This is a genomic window from Alistipes sp. (assembly GCF_048465575.1).
GTDB lineage: Bacteria > Bacteroidota > Bacteroidia > Bacteroidales > Rikenellaceae > Alistipes.
Window position 1 is genome coordinate 38,690 of record NZ_DBFWLG010000035.1, and the last position, 22,169, is coordinate 60,858.

Here is a 22,169-nt window from a genome sequence, read left to right on the forward strand (position 1 = left end):
TGATATGTTTTTAATTTTCTTTTTCGATCAACTCCCGTCCGTCCAGCTCGGAGATGAGGCGGCGGAACATTTCGCGGCCGCGCGCGGCGTCGAGCTGCGTCCAGCGGGCCACGATGCCGATGCGGACCAGGTAGGAGAGAATGGCGTTGAGGTCGAAATAGTCGAACGTCGCCAGCTCCACGGCTTCGTTCCACCGCACCAAGTCGATCCGGTGCTCCTTTTCGAGGAGGTTGGCCTCGTCGTTGACCGCCGCGATCACCGCGTCGATGTAGGGCAGTTCGCCCCGCAGGCCGAAATCGGCCGCCGAGCTGCGCTGAAGCTGCTCGACCACGTCGCCGCTACCGACCGTGACCTCCTCGACCGGGCGGCCTGCGGCGCGGGCCGTAACGGCCGCCGCGACGTTGCGCAGGTTGCGGTCGAAAGCCGACCACTCCCTCAGAAAATGGCTCCGCGAACGGGCCGCGAGGTCGTAGTAGGCCGCAAAGAGCGATTTCTCGAACGGCTGCGCCGTATCGACCGTCTCGGCCTCTTCGCCCTCGGGGTCGGCATAGGCGCACACCACGCGGGCGAGCGCTTCGGGCAGCCGCCGCGGGGCGGCCAGCTCCTCCTCGAGCTCCTCGCGCGAGAGGTTGCCCAACGGATTGTAGGCCGAGCGGCCCGCGCGAAGCGCCGCGAGGTTCTCGCAGTCGTACCACGCATAGAACAGCCGCACCTCGCGGGCATCATCGGCCGTCACCCCGTCCAGAATCTTGGAGACGATGGCCCGGGCGTCGAAGCCTTTGGTGTCGCTGTCGAGCGTGTACTCCCGAAGCCCGGCGACCAGCGTATAATAATCGGTCGTGAACATGGATTACGCCTTGAACAGCATGCGGGAAACCTTGTCGCGCAGGTACTCCGAGAGGAGCGCCTCCAGGTCGGCGTCGGAGAACGAGATGTAGTAGCCGCCCTCCTTGGCGCCCACGCGGAAACCCGTCTTCACCTGCTTGGACCACCCCACCTCGATGCCGGCGGCGAGCAGTTCCCGGGCGCTTTTCTCGAATGCGGCGTCCAACTTTTCACGCTCGGATTCGGGCAGCAGGGCCAGCAAGGAGACCTTGCCTCCCTGCGCGCCGTTCCAGTTTTTGGCCACCGAAAGGAGCATCTGCTGGATAAAGGCGGGGTCCAATGCGGTCTTTTTGACGCCCTCGGCCGTCGCGCGGGCCACGATGAGCGTAGCGATCTCCTCCTTGATGCGCGCCACGGCCTGCTTGCCCGCCAGCGCGATCTCGGTCTGGGTGTTCTTCTCCACGTCCTCGGCACGGACCCGGGCTTTTTTTACGATGTCCTCGGCCTGGGCGCGTGCTTCGGAGAGAATCTTTTCGGCCTCCTCCCGGGCTTCGGCCACCAGCCTGCCGGCCTCGGCGCGCCCCTTTTCGAGCCCTTCGTCGTAGAGCTTCCGGGTCAACTGTTGCAGTTTGTTTTCCATAACGTTATCGCTGTTTGATTATTGTTTTTCAATTTGAGCACACAAATATATAAAAGATTCTTCGAATAGCGAGTTGCCCGACGACAATTTATCCTTTTTTGACCAAAACCGCATACAAAACAACAATCCGGCGGCGGGCAAACGAAAATCCCCGGACTCGGGGCCCGGGGATACGACGCTATCTACTGATGTTGCGGCCGCAGGAGGTCCTGCACGACCTTGACCGGGGAGAACGTGGTGATCGGCACGTCGACGAAGACCGTGTTCCACCGCGCCATGGCGCCGTTCCAGAGCCCCGGAAGCTCCTGGGCCCTGAGGTCGCGGCCGCCGGCCGACTTGTTCGAGATGAAACCGGTCGAGGGGTCGGTATAGTTCCTCAGATCGAATTTGCCGCCCCGTGAGTCGCCTACCCCGCACACCAGGTCCACGGGATTGAAATGGGTGGCCGACTGCATCAGCGGCAGGTCTTTCGGGTCGATCTGGCTCGATTCGGCGATCTGGAGCGACTCGGTGCCGTCGGGATTCGCCACCCAGAACGGACCGCCGCCCGGCTCGCCCTCGTTGCGGACCATGCCGCAGACGCGGATCGGACGGTCGAGCACCGCACGCAGCAGCGCCGCATCGCACCCCTCGGGCAGCTTCACGCACAACTCTTTCTCGATGAATGCGGCGACGGGTTCCAGCCCGGCCCCTTCATCCAGCGCCCGCAGATACTCGAACGCGCGCTGCTGCAACCGGAGGAGCTCCCCGGCCAGCACCTTTTTATAGCGGATCGTGTCGCCGCGCCGGGCGTCGGTCGTAACGTTGTCGATATTCTTGATGAAGATGAGGTCGGCGTCGATCTCCGAGAGGTTTTCGATCAGCGCGCCGTGGCCCGCGGGACGGAACAACAGCGTGCCGTCGTCCTGGCGGAACGGTTCGTTGTCGGGGGTGACGGCGATGGTGTCGGTCGCGGGTTTCTGCACCGAGAACGAAATGTCGTAGCGGATACCGAAACGCTCCTCGTAGAACGGAATCTTTTCGGCCAGCAGCTGCTCGAAGCCAGCCCGGTGTTCGGGCGAGACGGTGAAATGGATGCGGGCCGTGCCGTTCGAAGCGGCGTAGGCGGCGCCCTCGACCAGGTGCTCCTCGACGGCCTTGCGCGCACCCTCCGCATAGGCGTGGAACGTCACCAGCCCCTTGGGTTTGCTGCCGTAATCGAGTCCCTCGCCCACGATGGAGGCGACCAGCGCCTTGTCGTCGGCCCCCGGGGGCAGCACGGCCCGCAGCTCGGGCCAGAACGCGAACTTTTCGATGTTGTCGACCAGCGTGTCGATCCCCTTGCCGCGCTTGCCGTCGTTGACGAACTCGAAGAGCTCCTTGAACATGCGCGTCGCGGCGCCCGAAGCGGGTACGAATTTCACCACGCGCAGCCCGTCGGCGGCCTCGTCGTAACGCCTCACCGCGGCATCGGCTTCGGCCGGCTCCATCACGCGCACCCCGTCGCCGGGCGAGGCGGCCCGGACGACCCGCAGGAACGGAAAGCCGCGGCGGAAATTTTCGATCTGACGCGCGACGGCCTCCGCCGTGAGGCCGTGCTTTTCGATCTGCTGCAAATCTTTTTCGTTGAACATGGTTTTAAGGTATTTGGTTTTTGTCGTTTGCAAATCTCATCAAAGTTAATAAATAATTCCTAACTTTGCGCATCATGATCCGCGAATTTTACCAAATCCCGCTCCGCGACCGCAACAGTTTCGGCGTCGAACAGCACGCCGCCCGGCTCGTCGAATTCGAGAACGACGACGACCTCAGAGCCGTTTTCGCCGCCGGCGTACCGGCACGATGGACGGTCCTCGGCGGCGGGAACAACATCCTCTTCACGGCCGACTACGACGGGCTGCTCCTTACTCCTGTATCGCAAGAAATCACGCCAATCGAAGACGACGGCATGGAGGTCCGCCTGCGGGTCGAGGCGGGCGTGGAGTGGGACACGCTGGTCGAAAAATGCGTGGAGGAGGGGTTGTGGGGCCTCGAAAACCTCTCGCTAATTCCCGGCAAGGCGGGCGCGGCGCCGGTGCAGAATATCGGGGCCTATGGCTGCGAGGCCGGCGAGGCGATCCGCCGCGTTCACTACTACGACACCGCCACGGGCCGCAGCGAGACCCTCGAAGCCGCCCGGTGCGCGTTCGGCTACCGCGAGAGCATCTTCAAACACGCGCTCAAAGGACGCGCGATCATCACCTCGATCGAGGTCGTGCTCACGCGCACGCCCCGGCCCCGGCTGGGATACGGCGATTTGGAGCGCGAGGTCGCAGCCCGCGGAGGGGCTACGCTCCGAAACATCCGCGACGCAGTCTGCGCGATTCGTCGCGCCAAGCTGCCCGACCCCGCGGAGCGGGGCAATGCGGGGAGCTTCTTCAAAAATCCCGTGGTCGAAACCGCCGCGGCCGAAGCACTCAAGGCCCGCTACCCCGACCTGCCCCGCTACCCCGCCGCCGGGGGCCGCGTGAAACTGGCCGCGGGGTGGCTGATCGAGCGGGCCGGACTGAAAGGGCACCGGGAGGGCCGCGTGGGCGTTCACGAACGGCAGGCGCTGGTGCTGGTCAACCTGGGCGGCGCCTCGGGCGGCGAGGTGATCGCCCTGGCCCGCAAGGTGCAGCAGCGGGTGGAGGAACAGTTCGGCATCCGGATCGAAACCGAGGTAAACCTGTTGTAATGGCACTTTCAGAAGCATTCGAACGATACGTGGCCGGAAACGACCTCTTCACGCGCGACGACCGCATCCTCTTGACCGTCTCGGGCGGCGTGGACTCGATGGTCATGCTCGCGCTGGCGGCCCGCAGCGGCTACCGCGTGGGCGTTGCGCACTGCAATTTCCAGCTGCGCGGCACCGAAAGCGACGAGGACGAGGTGCTGGTCCGCGAGGAGGCCCGCAAATACGGGGTTCCTTTCTACAACCGCCGCTTCGACACCGCTGCCGAGATGGAGCGCACGGGCGAGTCGATGGAGATGGCCGCTCGCAGGCTTCGTTACGCCTGGTTCGATGAACTGAGCCGCCGGGAGGGCTACACGGCTATCGCCGTGGCCCACCACGCCGACGACTCGATCGAAACATTCTTCATCAACCTGCTGCGCGGAACCGGACTAAGGGGGCTGACGGGCATTTCGAACCAGATCGGGCGCGTCGTCCGCCCGCTGATGTTCGCCTCGCGCAAGGAGATCCTCGAATACGCCGTCGCGGAGCGGATTCCGTTCCGCGAAGATTCCTCCAACCGCTCGACCAAGTACCTGCGCAACAAGATCCGGCTGGGGCTCGTGCCCCGCATCCGCGAGATCAACCCCAAGTTCACCGGCCTGATGAGCCGCAACATCGCGCGCCTGACCGACGCGCAACTCTTCATCGACCACGGCATCGAGCGCATCCGCGCCGAGGCCGTCGAGACGGCCGGAGGGCTGGATACCATCCATGTGGATCGCATCGACGCGGCCTTTCCGCGCAATTTCGTGATCTACGAACTGCTCAGTTCGGCCTATGGTTTCCGCGGCGACGTGATCGACCAGTTGTGCCACGCCCTGGAGCACGGTATGACGGGCAAACGCTTCTATTCGCGCGAGCGGATGGCCACGGTGGACCGGGGCACAATCGTCGTGGGACCGATCGCCCCGGAGGACGACTGCCGGCTGACGGTCGAGCGGGGGACCCCGCGAAGCTACTGCGGCAATGCGGTGCTCTACTACGAATACTGTGACATCGACGCCGTAGAGACGTTCGACACCCCGGAGCAGGTCGCCCTGGTGGATGCCGACCTGCTGCAATTCCCGCTCACGCTCCGCCGCTGGCAGCAGGGCGACCAGTTCGTGCCGCTGGGCATGTCGGGGCGCAAGAAAGTGAGCGACTTTCTCATCGACGCCAAGGTCTCGATGGCCGAGAAGCAGCGGCAGTTCGTGCTCCTCTCGGGCGAGGAGATCATCTGGCTCGTCGGCCGCCGTATCGACGACCGCTACCGGCTGACGCCCCGCACCGAGAACGTCCTGCGCATCACCCGCGAAATCGTATAAGTCATGGCCAAAAGCGCACAGAAATTCCGCGACACGGTCGCCGCATACGAACGCATCGCAGGCGAGGTGGCCGCACGTCGGTTCAGCCCCGTCTACCTCCTGATGGGCGAGGAGAGCTATTTCATCGACACCCTGTCGGAGCAACTCGCCGCAACGGTCCTTACGGAAGCCGAGCGGGCTTTCAACCAGATCACCGTCTACGGCAAGGACAGCGAAGCCGGGCAGGTCATCAACCTCTGCCGGCAGCTGCCGATGATGGGGTCGTACCAGGTGGTGATCCTCAGGGAGGCGCAGCAGTTGCGCGGTATCGAGAAACTCTCCTACTACACGCAGAAGCCCTCGCCGACGACCATCCTGGTCATCTGCCACAAAGAGAAGAGCGTCGACAAACGTTCGGCTTTCTACAAGGGGTGCGCGGCCAACGGCACGGTGCTCGAATCGGTGCGCCCGCGCGACTACGAGATCGCCGCATGGCTCGAGCAGTTCATCTCGAAAAAGGGCCTTGCGATCGACCGCAAGGCGCTCTCGATGCTCACGGACCACCTCGGAACCGGGATTGCCAAAATCGCCAACGAGTTGCAGAAACTCGTGGTCTCGCTGCCCGAGGGCACGCGTCGCATCACCGACGCCGACATCGAACGCAACATCGGAATCTCCAAGGAGTTCAATAATTTCGAGCTGTGCAAGGCCGTGGCCACGCGCGACATGGCCCGCGCACTGATGATCGCCGACCACTTCGCCCGCAACCCCAAGGACAACCCGCTGCTGGTCACCGTGCTGGCGCTCTTCGGCCAGTTCAAGGAAATTTTCACCCTCAACTACCTGCGCTGGCTCTCGCGCCGCAAAAACACCCCTTTCCCCTCCGACACGGAGTTGATGCGCATCCTCAGAAAGAACAACACGTTCGTCATCGGCGAAATCAAGGCCGTTTCGGCGAACTGGGACAACCGCCAGGTCTTCCGCATCCTGGGGCTGCTGCGCGAATACGACGGCAAGAGCAAGGGGCTGAACGCCGGAGGCGCTTCGGACGGGGAGCTGCTGCGCGAACTGCTGCTCAAGATTTTCCTGCTTTGACCGGCCTCTACTTATATCAGACCGTACACTTTGCGGCGGGCCGTCCGCGGCTGCTCGCCGAGCACGTCGGCGTGCTGCGGGATGCTGCGCGCACGCTCTTCGGAGTCGCATACGCCCCCGACCTCCGTTTGCTCGAAAAGCGCATCGCAACTTTGGCCGCCGCCGAACGCTACCCGGCCGCCGTATCGGGCTTCGTACGGATCGAATTGGACGCGGAGGGCACCGAGCGGCTGCTGCCCGCCGGGGTGTCGCTCTACGACGGGTATGCCCTGCGCAGCCTGATGCCCGCGGGAATCACCCTGCACTACGACCTGCCTCTGACCGAAGCCCCGACCTCGGCGCGCGAGACGGCCTCACTGCTGGCCCGGCAGCTGGCCCGGCGTTCGGGATGCGGCGCGGCGGTCCGCTGCGACCGCGAGGGAGCGCTGCTCACGGCGGACGATGCACCCCTGCTGGCCGTGAAAGGAACCACGATCTTCACCTCGCCCGCGCCGCAGAGCGTGGAGCGCTGGCTCGGGCTGCGTGCCGCCGAGGCACTGGGGTTGGAGGTGCGGGAACAGCCCGTCGCAAAAGCCGCACTGCCCGAGCTCGACGAACTGTTCTACATCGACCACCGCGGCGTTACGGCCCTCTCCCACTGCGACGGCCACCCCTACATGGCGCTCACGGCCGAACGCATCGCCGGGGCGATGGAACAATTTTTTCGAGAAAGTTAGTACCGATCCGCCTCCGCGGCCCTTATATTTGCATCGGAAATCTGCCGCAGGGTTCCTGCCGTTCCGGCATGCGCGTCCCTGACGGATAAAACTCGTTCCCGATGAAAAAATACCTTGTTCTTTATGCCGTTCTCGCAACGGCCCTGCTGGTTGCGGGCTACCGCCGCTACCGCAACGAAACCGGCCGGCTGACCCGAAACCAGCATGCGATGGCGACCGAAATTACCCACTACCGCACCCGGGCCGGGCAGGAGGCCGCCTCCAACGAGGCGCTCCGCCTGCGCTGCCGCGAGTTCGAGGCGCTGCGCAAGGCCGATGCCGCCGAAATCCGGCGCTTGGGAATCCGCCTGCGGCGCCTCGAAGCAGCCGGAAAAACCGTCACGGCCACCTCGCTGACCGCCTCCGCTCCGCTGCGCGACACCCTCGTCGTGCGGCTGCGCGACACGGTTGCGGTGATCGACACCCTGCGCACATTCCGCTGGCGGGACCCGTGGGTGCAGCTCGAGGGGACCCTGGGCGCCGACTCCGTCTGCTGCCGCATCCGCTCGACGGACACCCTGCGGCAGATCGTCCACCGCATTCCGCGCCGCTTCCTTTTCATACGCTGGGGCACCAAGGCCCTCCGGCAGGAGATCGTCTCGTCGAACCCCCACACCCGGATCGTCTACTCAGAGTATGTGCGCATCGAGCGGTGAGGGCCGAGACCGAAAAAAATGCGGCCGGGTGACTTTTTTTTGCATCGGCGCGCCCGTTTCGATTTTCATGATGCATGCGCGTTTTGCAAACAAAATAGACTTTTTCAAACCAAATTGATTACGATCTGAAAGCAAAGCCGAATTAAAAACGAAATTATCCTCCCTTTTCGCTCTCTCCGATCGGGGCACACAGGTGTTCAACCATAGAATATTTTACATATCTTGTGGACGGATTAGTTCGAAACCCCTAAAATCTTATCGAATGAGGAATCTCTACAACCGCTTGACAGCAAGCAAAATCATGGGGGGGGGAATTCGTGTAAATGGACTTTGGTCCTGCTTCTTTTTCTAACACCCCTTCCGTTCTCACAAACCGCTTCGGCCCAACCCAAAACGATGCTTCTCAACGGCATCGTGCTCGACGAATCCGGCGCTCCCATGGCAGGCGTAACGGTCGTCGACAGCAAAAACCCCTCTTCCGGCACCACTACCGGCGCCAAAGGCACCTACAACATCATTGTCAGCCGCCAGTGCGACTCGCTGCGCTTCTCGTTCGTGGGCTACAAGCCCCAGACGGTCGGCGTGCGCGACGCAGCCCTGATCCGCATGCAGCCCGACGCCCAGGACATCGGCGAGGTCGTCGTGACGGGCATCTTCACGCGCAAAGCGGAGAGCTACACGGGGGCGGCCACGACCATCTCCAAGAGCGAAATCACGCGCGTGGGCAATCAGAATCTGCTGCAAAGCCTCAAAAATCTCGATCCCACGATCTACATGCCCGACAACATGACGATGGGTTCGGACCCGAACACGCTCCCGACCATCTCCATGCGCGGCACGACGAGCTTTCCGGCCGAGAGCAATGCCTCGGCATTCAAAAGCAACTACCAGAACCAGCCCAACCAGCCGCTCTTCATCCTCGACGGATTCGAAACCTCGGTCGAGACGGTCATGGACATGGACATGAATCGCGTCGAGAGCATGACGATTCTCAAGGATGCCGCCGCCAAGGCACTCTACGGCTCGAAAGCGGCCAACGGCGTGATCGTCATCGAGACCAAGCGCCTGATGGGCAATGAACAACGGATCACCTACACGGGCAGCGTCTCCATCGAAGCCCCCGACCTGACGAGCTACAACCTTTGCAATTCGCTCGAAAAGCTCCAGGTCGAAATCATGGAGGGTGTCTACGACGATTCCACCGTCGGAACGCAAATCGATCGACTGCAACTCTACAACAAACGCAGAAAACTGGCGCTCGAGGGGCTGAACACCTACTGGCTCTCCAAACCCCTCGAAACGGGCGTCGGGCACAAGCACAACCTGAGCGTCGAGCTGGGCAATGCGGAAAACCTGCGCGCCATCCTCGATGTTTCGTACAACGACGTCTCCGGTGTCATGAAAGGCTCGGGACGCACGACCGTATCGGGCAATGCCAACGTCTCCTACCGCACCAAGCGATTGATTTTCCGCAATATCATGTCCATCATTTCGAACAAGCGCGAAGACTCTCCCTACGGTTCGTTCGCCGATTACGGGAAGATGAATCCCTACTGGCAGGCGACCGACTCGAAGGGAAACGTGCTCCGCTGGGCAGAAGGCGAATTTTTCAACAGCACGGACAAGATTCCCAACCCGATGTACGACGCCATGATCGGCACGTCGCTCACATCGAGCTACCTGAAATTCACCAACAATTTCTACGCCGAATGGCAGATCATCGACCCACTGAAAGTGACGGCCCGTATCGGGGTATCGCAGCAGCGGGACGATGCCGACAGTTTCTACCCGGCCGCGCACTCCATGTTCGTCGACTACACGGCGGAAAACCTCAACCGCCGAGGCAAGTACATTCTCGAAAGCGGAAAGAGCAGCACGATTTCGGGCGACCTGAATTTCAATTTCAACAGAAAGTTCGACAAGCATTTCCTCTTTGCCAATGCAGGCGCTTTCCTCTCCGAGACCAACTATTCGGATTACACCCACACGGCCGAGGGCTTCCCGAACAACCAGAAAGCCGACATTACTTTCGCCCGCCAGTATGCCGAAGGATCGAAGCCCGTGGGCTATGCGACTCTCAACCGCGAGATCAGTTTCCTGGCGGCCATCTCCTACGACTACGACAACCGCTTTCTTGTCGACGCCACCTACCGCATCGGAGCCTCGTCGCTCTACGGCAAGGACAACCGCTGGGCTTCGAGCTGGTCGGTCGGCGCAGGCTGGAACCTGCATAACGAGCCGTTCCTGCGAGACGCCGAGATCCTGCAAAAACTCAAAATCCGCGGTTCGGTCGGCCTGACGGGCAACCAGAACTTTACGACCAACAACGCCATCGCCACCTATAAATACTACACGGGGGTCAACTACCAGGGCCAGACGGGCGCCTACCTGAGCAACATGCCCAACCCGCAGCTGCGCTGGGAGCAGAAACTGGACTACAACCTGGGGGTGGAGCTCGAAATCCAGAATCTTAAGCTGACGGCCGATTACTACATCGCCGACACGGAGAACATGCTCACCGACGTGACGATTCCCACCTCGACGGGCTTCGGCACGGTCAAGGACAACCTTGGCAAGGTGCGCAACTCGGGCGTCGAATTGCAGGCCAACTACGCCGTGTGGCGGCGGCCCGCAGGATTCGTCAACCTCTTCGGATCGTTCACCTACAACCGGAACGAAATCATCCGGCTTTCGGAGAGCCTCAAAGCCCGCAACAAGGCCATGAGAGAGATTGCCCAGAGTATGGGCACCTCCACGCCCGTGGCGATCTACGAGGACGGCCAGTCGATGAAGGCGATCTGGGCCGTCCCCTCAGCGGGCATAGACCCGATGACCGGAAACGAGGTTTATATCAAGAAAGATGGGACGCTCACCTACAAATACGACTCTTCGGATCTGATTATCGCAGGCGATTCGGAGCCCAAATACCGCGGTACGTTCGGATTCACGGCCGAATACAAGGGCATCGGCCTTTCGGCGACCTGCACCTACCTCGCGGGCGGCCAGATGTACAACTACACGCTGGTGGGTCGCGTCGAGAATATCGACGTGGAGTACAACGTCGACCGGCGCGTACTGCTGGGCCGCTGGCAGCGGCCGGGGCAGCTGGCTCAGTTTAAGAAGCTGACCGGCACCTACAAGGACGAAAACGACAATTCGCAGCCCGAGGTCACGCGCCCCACGACCCGTTTCGTGCAGAACCGCAACGAACTGACCATTTCCTCGATCTCGGCCTACTACGAGTTCCCCAGCCGACTGATCCGGCCGCTGCGGCTGAAGCGGCTGCGCGCAACCTTTTATATCAACAACGTGGCCACCTTTTCGTCGATCGAGATCGAACGGGGTCTGACCTATCCGTTCGCCCGTTCGATGTCTTTCTCGCTGACAGCCACTTTCTAAATACGCAATCGACATGAAAACATACATACGCTACGCGCTTCTGTTCGCCCTGGCGACGATTTCGGTCTCCTGCGAGGACTGGCTCGACGCCACGGCCAGTTCCGAAATCCGGGAAAAGGACCATTACAGCACCGAAGAGGGCTTCCGCCAGTCGCTCATCGGATGTTATATCAACATGACCGACCCCAAACTCTACGGCAAGGAGCTTTCGTGGTTCCTGCCGGAAATACTGGCCCGCCAGTTCTCTCCCTATACTACTGCGGTCCCCACTGCCGAATACTACCTGCAAAACTATTCCTACCAGGCTACGGGTGCAGTCACCCGCGTCGAAGAGATGTGGGCGCAGGCCTACAACGTCATCGTCAATGCCAATGCCGCGCTGGCCGAGATCGACGCCCGCCGCGGAGTGCTCGAGCCGATCAATTACAACGTTTTCAAGGGGGAGCTGCTGGCCATCCGCGCCTACATGCATTTCGATCTGATCCGCCTGTTCGGCTACGGCAACTGGGCGGGCCGCCCTGCGGAAGTGAATGCCAAATACGCAGTACCCTACCTGACGACGGTCAACAAAAAACAGACTCCGCAGCTCTCGATGGAGGATTTTTTCAAACAACTGACTGCCGATCTCGCGGAGGCGGCCCGGCTGCTGGAGGATGACCCCATCACGGGCAAACACGAGTGGAGCGAGTATACCGCCCTGAACGAAGAGGGATTCTACAACTACCGCAACCTCCACCTGAACTATTTCGCCGTGCGTGCGCTCCAGGCGCGGGTCTATCTGTGGGAGGGGAGCCTCGCCAGCAAGAAACTCGCCCTCGAGGCGGCCGAAGAGGTGATCCGGAAATTCTTCGAGCAGGACGGCAAGATGGGAAAGTTCAACGTATTCCGCTGGATGGGTGCTGAAGAGACCGCTTCCTATCCCGCGCTTGCCCTGGAGCAGATCTTCGCACTGAACATCAACGGCGGAAATTTCACGTCGTACACCGCAGCCTATCTCAAACCCAACTACCAGGACACGGACTTGTCGGCCTTTCACCTCACGCCCGAGGCAGCGACCGAACTCTACGAAAACAGCAATTCCGACTACCGCTTCACCAAGTTGCTCAATTTCAGTTCGTCGGCCGCCTCACTCCAGGGCTATGCACCGACCAAACTGGAACAGAGCCGCGGCCTGTCATTATATAGCAACCGCATCCCGATGATCCGGATGTCCGAAATGTACTACATTGCAGCGGAGTGCTATGCCACAGGGAGCGAGCCCGACCTCGCGCTGGCTATCGAGCGGCTCACCACCGTGCGCCGGCAGCGGGGCGTCTTCGAAGAGCTCGATCCCGCAATGGACGCCGAGGCAATCATGGACGAAATCCGCAAGGAGTACCGCAAGGAGTTCCTTTGCGAAGGAGTCGTGTTCTATCTCTACAAACGTTTCGGCCAGCCGATGATTCCCAACTACGACAAGGAGATGACCGACAAGCAGTACGTGCTGCCCTACCCCGAATACGAGTTGCGGATGGGCCGCGTACAATAACCGCATAAAATACTTACGCACCATGAAAAATTCCATTCGCATAGCGATCCTCTTTATCCTTGTCACGGCAGCTGCCCTTGCGGCCGGCGGCTGCGCCAAGGACGAGATCATGACTTTCGACACGACCCAGAATGCCATCCATTTCCCGATGGGAAACGGATACACCGAGGCAGATGCCACTTTCTACCAATCCTTCACCTTTCTGGAGGACCCGATGGCCGAATCGGCCGTCGTGGAGATTCCGGTCGATGTCCTCGGGCCTGCAAGCCCCGAGGAGCGCCCGGTGAGCTACTCCATCGACCCCGAGAAGAGCACGGCTCCGAAAGGGTCCTACGAGATTCTCTCGGCCACGGTTCCGGCGGGAGAGCTGACGGGCTTCATCCGGCTGAAACTGCCGAACCTGGCCGAATTGCAGGATAAAACCTACCAGATCGTATTGCTGCTGGAGGCGAACGAGGCATTCAAACTCGGTCCAAAGAACTACCTCAAAGCGATGTTTTCCTGGAACGACATGCTTCCAAAGCCTACGATAACCTCGCTGATCAGAAGCTACAACATGCTGGTGGCCGGCGAGCCGAGTTTCATATCGACCTCGCTCAACTCTTACAGTTCGAGTGCACACAAGGCCATCGTTGCGGCCTTGGGCTGGGACGATTGGGACGACGCAAACGTCCATGGGGGCCTGTCCAACAACGCGAGCGTAGGGTATTACAAATACCTCCCCAGATACAATGTCATTTATAACGGAGACCTCTACAAAGCCTATGCGGCCGCGTTTGGCGACTACCTCGAAGAGTACAATGCCGCCCATCCGGATGCACCGCTTCTGCACGACGGAGGCAATCTGGCCGGCAAACCCGTCGAAGCCAGGACCTATTAACCCTCAAACGCCAATGCAATGAAAAAGATACGCATACCGATTCTGCTCTGCTTCGCCCTGGCCGCGCTCGCGGGCTGTTACGAAGACAAAACCACTTACGCTGCCAACCCCATCGACCCCGTCGAGCTGCACTCCGACGAGGAGCAGCAGACGCTGCGGGTGGGATACCTCGAGCCGTTCGACATGGCTCCCCGCATCACCAAGGGCGGCCGGGAGGACGATCCCGATCTGAGCTACGAATGGGCGATCAACACGATCCCCGGCAAAACCGAATTCGAGGTCATCGGCCAGGAAAAGGAGCTGCACACGGTCCTGACCAACCCCATCGCATCGAGCTACTATACGCTCAAACTGACCGTGTCGGACAAGGCGCACGACGACCTGCAATATATCTTCACCTGGAAAGTCTACGTGCAGAGCGCATTTCTGGACGGGCTGCTGGTCTGCGACACCCAAGACGGCAAGACATCGGATTTTTCGCTGATCATGAACCGCAGGCTCACGACCAACTACGACAAGGAGGAGAAGATCATGCGCCACTTCCTCTCCCAGGCCGGACACCCCTATCCCGGTCTGGTCGAATCGCTGGCCGTCTCCACGTATGGCAACTACGGCTCGACCAACATCATCAACCAGCTTTGGGCGATCGACCGCGACGGGCGGGCGGTCTACTACGACTGCAAGGATTACAGCATGGTCTCGATGGAGGAGATATTCACCTATATTCCCGCCGGCATGAAGGTCTACCAGGTATTCAAAACCAATCAGAATTTCATGGCCTCGTGCAGCAACGGAATCTATGTCATCACGCCCGGATCCACGAAAGAACTGGGCTGGCCCAACAGTGTAGCAAGCAGTTATCCTATCAACAACCGGGCCGTCGCATCCTACTCACGGGAAGACCTCGTCTCGGGTTGTGCGAGCTGGTTCTGCAAGGAGAAAGCCGAACTGGTCAGCTTCAACGGGCAGTTCAGCTCGCAGCAATACACGACCTACCACTCGGACGAGCCACTCGAGGGCAAAAGCGCCGTGGCCGCCGGGATGACCACCGACCACGAAACGCCAGCAATCCTCATGAAAGACGACGCCAGCGGCGAATACGCGATCTATATCCTGCAACGCTATGTGGCCGAACAGGGATATTGGGACGCGACCTACGAAAACTGGACGCAGACGGCTCCCGAAATCCCGGCTGCGGTCCGGACGATCCACCCCATACCCGCAACAGGCAAGGCGCTGCTGGACCGTGCCGTCGGCATTGCATTCTGCTGCACGGAGAACATCCTCTACGTCGCCACCACGGAGGGCGTCCACGTCATCAATTTCGCAGGCGCGCAGGTTACGGTTAGCGATTCGAAATTCTCCCCCGACGCAGAGACCGTAACGGGGATCAAACTCTACCAGCAGGGACAGTACGTTTACAATCTCAGACTGGTTTACAATCCCGGAGGCACGACGAAATGCCCGCTGCTCGATCTGACCAACCGGGCCCTGATCGTCACCACCCAGAAGAGCGATGCGGAGGGGTTCGTCTATGTGCTGCCGATGACCCAGATCGGGACAGGCAACCTCGACGTCGCCAGCGCGATGCGGTACGACGGGTTCGGCAAAATCCTCGCCGTGTCTACCACTATCTTGTAACTTAACCCTAAAAGGAAGCGCGTAACGGATCGCCCGTTACGGCTTCCTTTACATTCCACCTATTTCCCATTTATGGACACACCTATCGTCGAAGTCAAACACCTTTCCCACCGGTACAGCGTCGAGTGGGCCATCCGCGACATCTCGTTCTCGATCGAAAAGACGGGAATCATGGGTTTGCTCGGCTCGAACGGAGCCGGAAAATCCACCACCATGAACATCATCTGCGGGGTCCTGAACCAGACCGAGGGGGACGTTGCGATCAACGGCATCGACCTGCGCAAAAACCCCGTCGAAGCCAAGAAGCACATCGGCTTTCTGCCCCAGAAACCGCCGCTGCACCCCGATCTGACGGTGGACGAATACCTCGTCCACTGCGCCACGCTGCGCCGCATGGAGAGCCGTTCGATCCGCGCCGCCGTGGAGCGCGCCAAGGAGCGCTGCGCCATCGGGCACTTCAGCAAGCGGCTTATCAAAAACCTCTCGGGCGGCTACCAGCAGCGCGTGGGCATTGCCCAGGCCATCGTCCACAGCCCGCAGTTCGTGGTGATGGACGAGCCGACCAACGGTCTGGACCCCAACCAGATCGTCGAAATCCGCACGTTGATAAAGGAGATCGCCCGGGACCACTCCGTGCTGATCTCCACGCACATCCTTTCCGAGGTGCAGGCCACCTGCCGCGACATCCGCATGATCGAGCACGGCCGGATGGTCTTCTCGGGCTCGATGGACGATTTCAACAACTACGTGGTGCCCAACACGCTGACGGCCGTATTCGCCGAACCGCCCGCCGCGGAGGAGCTGGCCCGGATCGAACAGGTGCTCCGCGTCGATGAACTTTCGCAAGGTCGGTTCCGCATCCGCTTCTCGGGAGACGAGACGATCACCGAGCGGCTGGTGGCGTCGAGCGTCGAAAACGGCTGGCGGCTCCGGGAGATCACCCCGGAGCGCTGCTCGCTCGACGTGATCTTCGCCAAACTCTCGGGAAAACTCGAAAACGACAGCGACCTCCGGCCATGAAAATCATCGCACGCATCGCCCGCACCGAACTCTCGACGCTGTTCTTTTCGCCCATCGCCTGGTTCATCCTGATCGTCTTCTCGCTGCTCACGGCCATCCGTTTCGCCACGAACATGGAGAACACGATCTCGTGGTACGACCTGAACGGCTACGGAACGGGAAACGAATCGCTCAGTTACGGCTTTTTCCTGGGTCCCTACGGATTTCTGGGTTCCGTGGTCGGCAACCTCTACATCTACATTCCGCTGCTTACGATGGGGCTTCTGAGCCGCGAAACCGCCTCGGGCTCGATCAAACTGCTCTACTCCTCGCCCGTGACCAGCAGTCAGATCGTGCTGGGGAAATACCTGGCTGCCATCGCATTCGGGCTCTGCCTGCTGCTCGTTCCGACGGCGGCGGCGCTCTACGGAGGCTGCGTCATTCCCCATTTCGATTTTCCGCCCGTCCTGGTCGGCCTCCTGGGTTTGTACCTGCTGATCGCGGCCTACTGCGCCGTGGGACTTTTCATGTCCTCGCTGACCTCCTACCAGGTGGTCGCGGCCGTCGGCACGCTCATCGTGCTGGCAGCGCTCAAGTTCGTCGGACACGTGGGGCAGAACTACGACACGGTACGGGAGCTGACCTACTGGCTCTCGATCAACGGACGCACCGGTTCGATGCTTCAGGGCGTCGTCCGCACGGAGGACCTGATCTATTTCCTGGCCGTCATCGCGCTGTTCCTCGCTTTCACCGTCTTCCGGCTCTCGTTCGCACGCCGGACGATCGGCAAACTGCGTCAGGCGGCTGCGTATGTAGGCGTCTTCGCCGCGGTGATGCTGACCGGCTACCTCACCTCGCGGCCCGGCACCGTGAAAGTCTGGGACGCCACGCGGACCAAACTCAACTCGCTCACCGAAAACAGCATGCGGGTGCTCGAAGAGTTGAAAGGGCCCGTAACGGTGACCAACTACGTGAACCTGCTCGACGGCAAGTCGCACCGCTACCTCCCGTTTTCGATGAAGCAGAACGAAACGATCTTCGATCCCTATTGCCTTTCGAAGCCGGACATGCGGGTACGGTACGTCTACTACTACGACCGGGCGGCGGACTTTATCGGCAACACGCCCAAATTCCGGGACAAGTCGCTCGAAGAGCTGCGCGACTACCTCTCGACGGTCTACAACCTCAACCCGCGTCGCTTCAAATCTCCGGAACAGATCCGTAAAATCGAGGACCTGAGCGGTGAGCAAAACACGTTCGTGCGCGTCGTCGAGGCGGCGAACGGCAACCGCGCCTATATCCGCGATTTCAACGACATGCAAAGCACTCCGGGGGAAGCGGAGATTACGGCGGCGCTGAAAAAGATGATCTCGACACCCCCGACGGTGGCTTTCCTGACGGGTCACGGCGAGCGCGAGGTAACGCGCCCCGGCGACCGCGATTACGGCAATTTCTCGATCGAAAAGTACTCGCGGGCGGCGCTGGTCAACCAGGGATTCGACGTCACGCAAATCGACCTCCGGTCGTGCGCGGCGATTCCCGAGCAGATCGGCCTGCTGGTTGTCGCCGACATGAAAGAGCCCTTTACGGCGGATGAGTTCGCTGTTGTGGACGCCTTTATCGAACGCGGCGGCAATCTCTTCGTTCTCGCCGACGCGGGGCGTCAGCAGGCGATGAATCCCCTGTTGGAACGTTTCGGCCTGAAGATGGAGGAGCACCAGCTTGCGCAACCGTTCGGAGATTTCTACCCCGACCTCATCCTGAGCCGGGCCACCGAAGCCGCAGGGGAGTTGAGCGAAGGGTTCCGGAAAGATTTTCGTGAACTCGAACTACGCGTCTCAATGCCCGGCTGCGTGGCGCTCACGGAGTTGGACAACGATTCCGGATTCCGCCGCATCCCCCTTTTCCAGACCGAAGAGACGGGAGCCTGGATCGAAATGGAGCAGGCGGATCTGAAAGAGGGGCCCGTTGCGTGCAACCCCTCGGCCGGTGAAAGGGAGGGACGCTACATCACCGCCTACGCCGCCGAACGGCAGCAGCGCGGGCGCCGGCAGCGCGTGATCGTCACGGGCGACGCCGACTGCATGAGCAACGCCGAGTTGACCATGCAGCGCGAGGGCTACCGCTCGGGAAATTTCGACCTGATCGCGGAGGGTTTCCGCTACCTCACCGACGGGCAGTTCCCCATCGACGTGCGCCGTCCCGAAAACACCGATACCCGCTTCTCGGCAGGCACGGAGGCCGTCGGACCGATGAAAATCCTGTTTATGTTTCTCCTCCCGGCGATCCTGCTCCTCGCGGGCGTCGGATTGTGGCTCTACCGCCGCAGGAATTAAAACAAATGCGATGAACCGAAAAATTATCTTCCGTATAGCCCGCACCGAGATGGCCACGCTGTTCTACTCGCCCGTAGCATGGCTGCTGCTGGTCGCGTTCGCCTGCCAGGTGGGATTCGATTTCAGCGACATTCTCTCCGAGATCGTCAAGGTCAAGGCGCTGGGCCAAACCATCTCTTTCAGCGTCACGGCGGGCGTCGTGCTCGGCATGAAAGGAATCTTCGAGGTGATCCAGGAGACGATCTACCTCTACATTCCGCTGCTGACGATGAATCTGATGAGCCGCGAATACGCCTCCGGGTCGATCAAACTGCTCTACTCCTCACCGGTAAACAGCTTCCAGATCGTCGGCGGCAAATTCCTGGCGATGGTGGCTTTCGGCCTGCTCTTCGTCGCCATCCTGGCCCTTCCGGCCGTGACGATGGCTCTTACCATCCCCGGGGCGGACTTTCCGCTCATCCTCTCGGGACTGCTCTCGATGTTCCTGCTGATACTGACCTACTGCGCGATCGGACTCTTCATGTCGTCGCTGACCTCCTATCAGGTCGTGGCGGCCGTGGCGACCCTCTCGGCGCTGGCGTTCTTCAACTACGTGGGCCAGATCGGCCAGAGCTCGCCCCTGATCCGCGAGATCACCTACTGGCTCTCGATCAAGGGCCGCGCCAGCGAGATGGTCGGCGGACTGATCTGCTCGGACGACGTGGTCTATTTCCTGGCGGTAATCGCTCTGTTCCTCTCTTTTACGGTTATCCGGATCGACAACCAGCGCACGCGCCGGTCCGTGACGGCCAAAGCCCTGCGCTACGCCCTGGCTGTCGGTGCGATCGTGGTGGTGGGATTCGTCAGCTCGCGCCCGGCGATGATGTCTTTCTACGACGCAACGCACGCCAAACAGCGCACCCTCTCCGAAGAGAGCCAGGCGGTGATGAGACAGCTGAAAGGGCCGCTGACGATCACCACCTACGTCGACGTGTTCGATTCGGAGTTCGACGTGGCTTCGCCCCAGGCGCAGAAAGAGGATTTCGCCCGCTTCAAGATGTACACGCGCTTCAAGCCCGAGATTCGGATGAAATACGTCTATTACTACTCCGAACCGCGCGATTCGACGCTCTACAAACAATACCCCGACAAGAGCGTGCCGGAGATCGCCCGCGAGGTCGCGCGCAAAAAGAAACTCAATGCGCGCAAACTTTGCAGCGCCGAAGAGCTCCAGGAGCGGATCGATCTGCGGCAGGAGGGGTACCGTTTCGTGCGCGTCGTCGAACGCGGATCGGGCGAGCAGGCGCGTCTGAGGCTCTTCGACGACATGCACTACCACCCCTCGGAGACCGAAATTTCGGCCGCGCTCAAGAAAATGATCGTACCTCCGGTCAAGGTGGGTGCACTCACCGGGCACGGCGAGCGGTCGGTGACCCGAAAGGGCGACCAGGACTACTCGATGTTCGCCACGCGGGGCCGCTTCCGGCACTCGATGATAAATCAGGGTTTCGACGTGGTGGAGCTCGACCTCGAAGCGACGGGGGACGTGCCAAACGAAATCGGCATCCTGCTCATCGCGGAGATGCGCCGGCCCATGAGCGAGCGGGAACTTGCGGCCATCGACCGCTTCGCCGACCGGGGCGGCAACCTGATGATCCTCGCAAACCCGGGCCGTCAGGAGGCGATGAATCCGCTGCTCCGCCGCTTCGGCATCGAACTCCGGCCAGGCATACTCGCCCAGCCCTCCCCGGCCAACACCTACGACCTGGTGCTGAGCCGCGCCACGCAGGAGGCCGCCGATTCGATCCGGGGATTCTACCGGACCATGATCCGCCGAGCCGCTTACAGCGCCGTAACCATGCCCACGGCTGCGGCGATTCGGATCGTCGACACGACCCGGTTCCGGGCCCGGGAGCTGCTCACGACCGAGGCGGACAAGACCTGGATCGAGTTGCAGACCACCGATCTGACCGAGACCGTCCCTACGCTCGACTCGCTCGCCGGAGAACGGCTGGGCTCCTACCCCACGGCCGTAGCGCTGACGCGGATGCACGCCGGCCGCGAGCAGCGTATCGTCGTGGTAGGCGATGCCGACTGCCTGAGTAATGCCGAATTGCAGATCGGCCAGCGTCCCGGCGTCGTTTCCTACAATTTCTCGATGATCCCCGGCACGTTCCGCTACCTGTGTTACGGCGAATTTCCGGTATCTTCGGCCCGCAAGCCCAACCGCGATACCGACATAAGGGTCACGCCGATGACCCTGCCCCGGATCAAACGGATCTACTGCTTCTGGATTCCGCTGCTGATCGCGCTGGGCGGCGTCCTGGTGTGGCTGCGCCGCAGAAGACGGTGAAACGGATTATATCGGTTAAAAACGGTAGAAATTACCGTTTCAGGTACGAATCAATTAACAATCGTAATGAAAGAAGATTCTAAAAAATTGGAAAAAACCTTTAATCCCATCCCGTTATGAACCAACGAATTTTTTATCTGAGTATACTGAGCATCTGTATTGCGACGCTCACGGCCGATGCAAAACCTCCCTTTGCAAACGGCATGTACCGATACGACATCACCATTACCGACCAGGCCGGACAACCGATGGACAATACGCAGGCCTCGATTATGGGCAGAGGTTTCGCCGTGAAGACCACCCGCTCGGGAGTAGCCGTCATTATCATCGACCGGCTGCTGATGCCCCAGGATACGATCGAGGTTTACAAGTGGGGCTATTTGCCGGAAAAGTTCTCCTTTTCGGAGGATTCCGACGGAAGCAAGAGCATCGTGCTGAAGAGCGATCCCAACCCCGGACCGAATCCGATGGAGGGCGACTCGTCGCGGAAAGAGAAAAAGCGGAAAACCAGAAAATAGGCGGTACGCCTTCGGGATGTCCCGTCCGTTGCGTTCAATGAGACGACAGATAACGCAATACTGCCTGCTGTTGCTGTCCGTCTGGCCATGGCTTGCCGCGGCGCAGACACTCCGCACGACCGCCACGCTGAAAGGAACCGTGACAGACTCCCTTACCCGCGAACCCCTGATACACGCGGTGGTCCGGGTGGCGGGTGTGCGCGACACGCTCTACACGGTGACCGACCGGGAGGGGGCATTCGCGGTTTCGGGGCTTTCCTGCCCGCAGGATTGCCACATAACGGGTTCGTTTCCGGGCTACGGCACCCATTAGGGCGCAGAAATAGTCAAAATATGTTGAAAGCGACAGCCACTAAACTTTCTTTTCCACTACCTGTTACCATTGTCTGCTTTTTAGCTTCCGAACAGGAGCCTCCTGTTAATGTATTTTTCCCTCATATACAATGTCAGGATCAGAAATCCGAACAATCCCGTCATACCATTTTAACCGGGAGCTGCGTCTGAAATATTTTGCATGTTTAATTGAGCGAGCAGAATAATTATCATTG

Annotated in this window: 17 protein-coding genes; 14 read left to right on the plus strand and 3 right to left on the minus strand. The window is 60.6% G+C overall.

What is annotated here, in order from left to right; genetic code table 11:
- Window positions 1-10: 10 nt before the first annotated feature.
- The 3 genes from ACMQ11_RS09285 to ACMQ11_RS09295 form a co-directional block, all read right to left on the minus strand.
- Window positions 11-847 (minus strand): DUF2764 family protein, encoded by an 837-nt coding sequence (locus ACMQ11_RS09285; protein WP_418992488.1) that lies wholly within the window; start codon window positions 845-847, stop codon window positions 11-13.
- A 3-nt stretch (window positions 848-850) separates the two neighbouring features.
- A complete protein-coding gene (locus ACMQ11_RS09290) occupies window positions 851-1,465 on the minus strand; it encodes a hypothetical protein (RefSeq protein WP_418992489.1) in 615 nt (204 codons plus the stop codon).
- A gap of 182 nt (window positions 1,466-1,647) precedes the next feature.
- A complete protein-coding gene (locus tag ACMQ11_RS09295; protein ID WP_418992490.1) occupies window positions 1,648-3,078 on the minus strand; it encodes a DUF4301 family protein in 1,431 nt (476 codons plus the stop codon).
- A 74-nt stretch (window positions 3,079-3,152) separates the two neighbouring features.
- Here ACMQ11_RS09295 and murB point away from each other — a divergent pair, with 74 nt between their 5' ends.
- The 14 genes from murB (at window position 3,153) to ACMQ11_RS09365 (ending at window position 21,934) form a co-directional block, all read left to right on the plus strand.
- On the plus strand, window positions 3,153-4,160 hold the full coding sequence (gene murB / locus ACMQ11_RS09300) for a UDP-N-acetylmuramate dehydrogenase (protein ID WP_418992491.1): 1,008 nt from the start codon (window positions 3,153-3,155) through the stop codon (window positions 4,158-4,160).
- Window positions 4,160-5,503: a tRNA lysidine(34) synthetase TilS gene (tilS, locus tag ACMQ11_RS09305; RefSeq protein ID WP_418992492.1), complete on the plus strand. Its 1,344-nt coding sequence runs from the start codon at window positions 4,160-4,162 to the stop codon at window positions 5,501-5,503. The genes murB and tilS overlap by 1 nt, the downstream gene beginning before the upstream one ends.
- A gap of 3 nt (window positions 5,504-5,506) precedes the next feature.
- Entirely contained in the window at window positions 5,507-6,577 is a 1,071-nt protein-coding gene (gene holA, locus ACMQ11_RS09310; protein WP_418992493.1) for a DNA polymerase III subunit delta, read from the plus strand.
- Window positions 6,574-7,293, plus strand: coding sequence for an aminotransferase class IV (locus tag ACMQ11_RS09315; protein WP_418992494.1), 720 nt, complete (start codon window positions 6,574-6,576; stop codon window positions 7,291-7,293). Before holA ends, ACMQ11_RS09315 begins: the two co-directional genes overlap by 4 nt.
- Before the next feature lie 101 nt (window positions 7,294-7,394).
- Window positions 7,395-7,988, plus strand: coding sequence for a DUF6549 family protein (locus ACMQ11_RS09320; protein ID WP_418992495.1), 594 nt, complete (start codon window positions 7,395-7,397; stop codon window positions 7,986-7,988).
- A 396-nt stretch (window positions 7,989-8,384) separates the two neighbouring features.
- Window positions 8,385-11,387, plus strand: coding sequence for a SusC/RagA family TonB-linked outer membrane protein (locus tag ACMQ11_RS09325; protein ID WP_418992496.1), 3,003 nt, complete (start codon window positions 8,385-8,387; stop codon window positions 11,385-11,387).
- A gap of 13 nt (window positions 11,388-11,400) precedes the next feature.
- Complete coding sequence (locus ACMQ11_RS09330) at window positions 11,401-12,915, plus strand: RagB/SusD family nutrient uptake outer membrane protein (RefSeq protein ID WP_418992497.1); 1,515 nt, start codon at window positions 11,401-11,403, stop codon at window positions 12,913-12,915.
- A 22-nt stretch (window positions 12,916-12,937) separates the two neighbouring features.
- On the plus strand, window positions 12,938-13,795 hold the full coding sequence (locus tag ACMQ11_RS09335; protein ID WP_418992498.1) for a DUF4843 domain-containing protein: 858 nt from the start codon (window positions 12,938-12,940) through the stop codon (window positions 13,793-13,795).
- Window positions 13,796-13,813: 18 nt separating this feature from the next.
- A complete protein-coding gene (locus ACMQ11_RS09340) occupies window positions 13,814-15,436 on the plus strand; it encodes a PKD-like family lipoprotein (RefSeq protein WP_418992499.1) in 1,623 nt (540 codons plus the stop codon).
- A 72-nt stretch (window positions 15,437-15,508) separates the two neighbouring features.
- The gene (locus ACMQ11_RS09345) at window positions 15,509-16,456 is read left to right on the plus strand and encodes an ABC transporter ATP-binding protein (protein ID WP_418992500.1); all 948 of its coding nucleotides are present in this window, start codon (window positions 15,509-15,511) and stop codon (window positions 16,454-16,456) included.
- Window positions 16,453-18,771, plus strand: coding sequence for a Gldg family protein (locus ACMQ11_RS09350; protein WP_418992501.1), 2,319 nt, complete (start codon window positions 16,453-16,455; stop codon window positions 18,769-18,771). The genes ACMQ11_RS09345 and ACMQ11_RS09350 overlap by 4 nt, the downstream gene beginning before the upstream one ends.
- A 10-nt stretch (window positions 18,772-18,781) precedes the next feature.
- Complete coding sequence (locus ACMQ11_RS09355; RefSeq protein WP_418992502.1) at window positions 18,782-21,103, plus strand: DUF4350 domain-containing protein; 2,322 nt, start codon at window positions 18,782-18,784, stop codon at window positions 21,101-21,103.
- A gap of 116 nt (window positions 21,104-21,219) precedes the next feature.
- On the plus strand, window positions 21,220-21,621 hold the full coding sequence (locus tag ACMQ11_RS09360) for a hypothetical protein (protein ID WP_418992503.1): 402 nt from the start codon (window positions 21,220-21,222) through the stop codon (window positions 21,619-21,621).
- Between the two features lie 37 nt (window positions 21,622-21,658).
- On the plus strand, window positions 21,659-21,934 hold the full coding sequence (locus tag ACMQ11_RS09365) for a carboxypeptidase-like regulatory domain-containing protein (RefSeq protein ID WP_418992504.1): 276 nt from the start codon (window positions 21,659-21,661) through the stop codon (window positions 21,932-21,934).
- The last annotated feature ends 235 nt before the right edge of the window (window positions 21,935-22,169 follow it).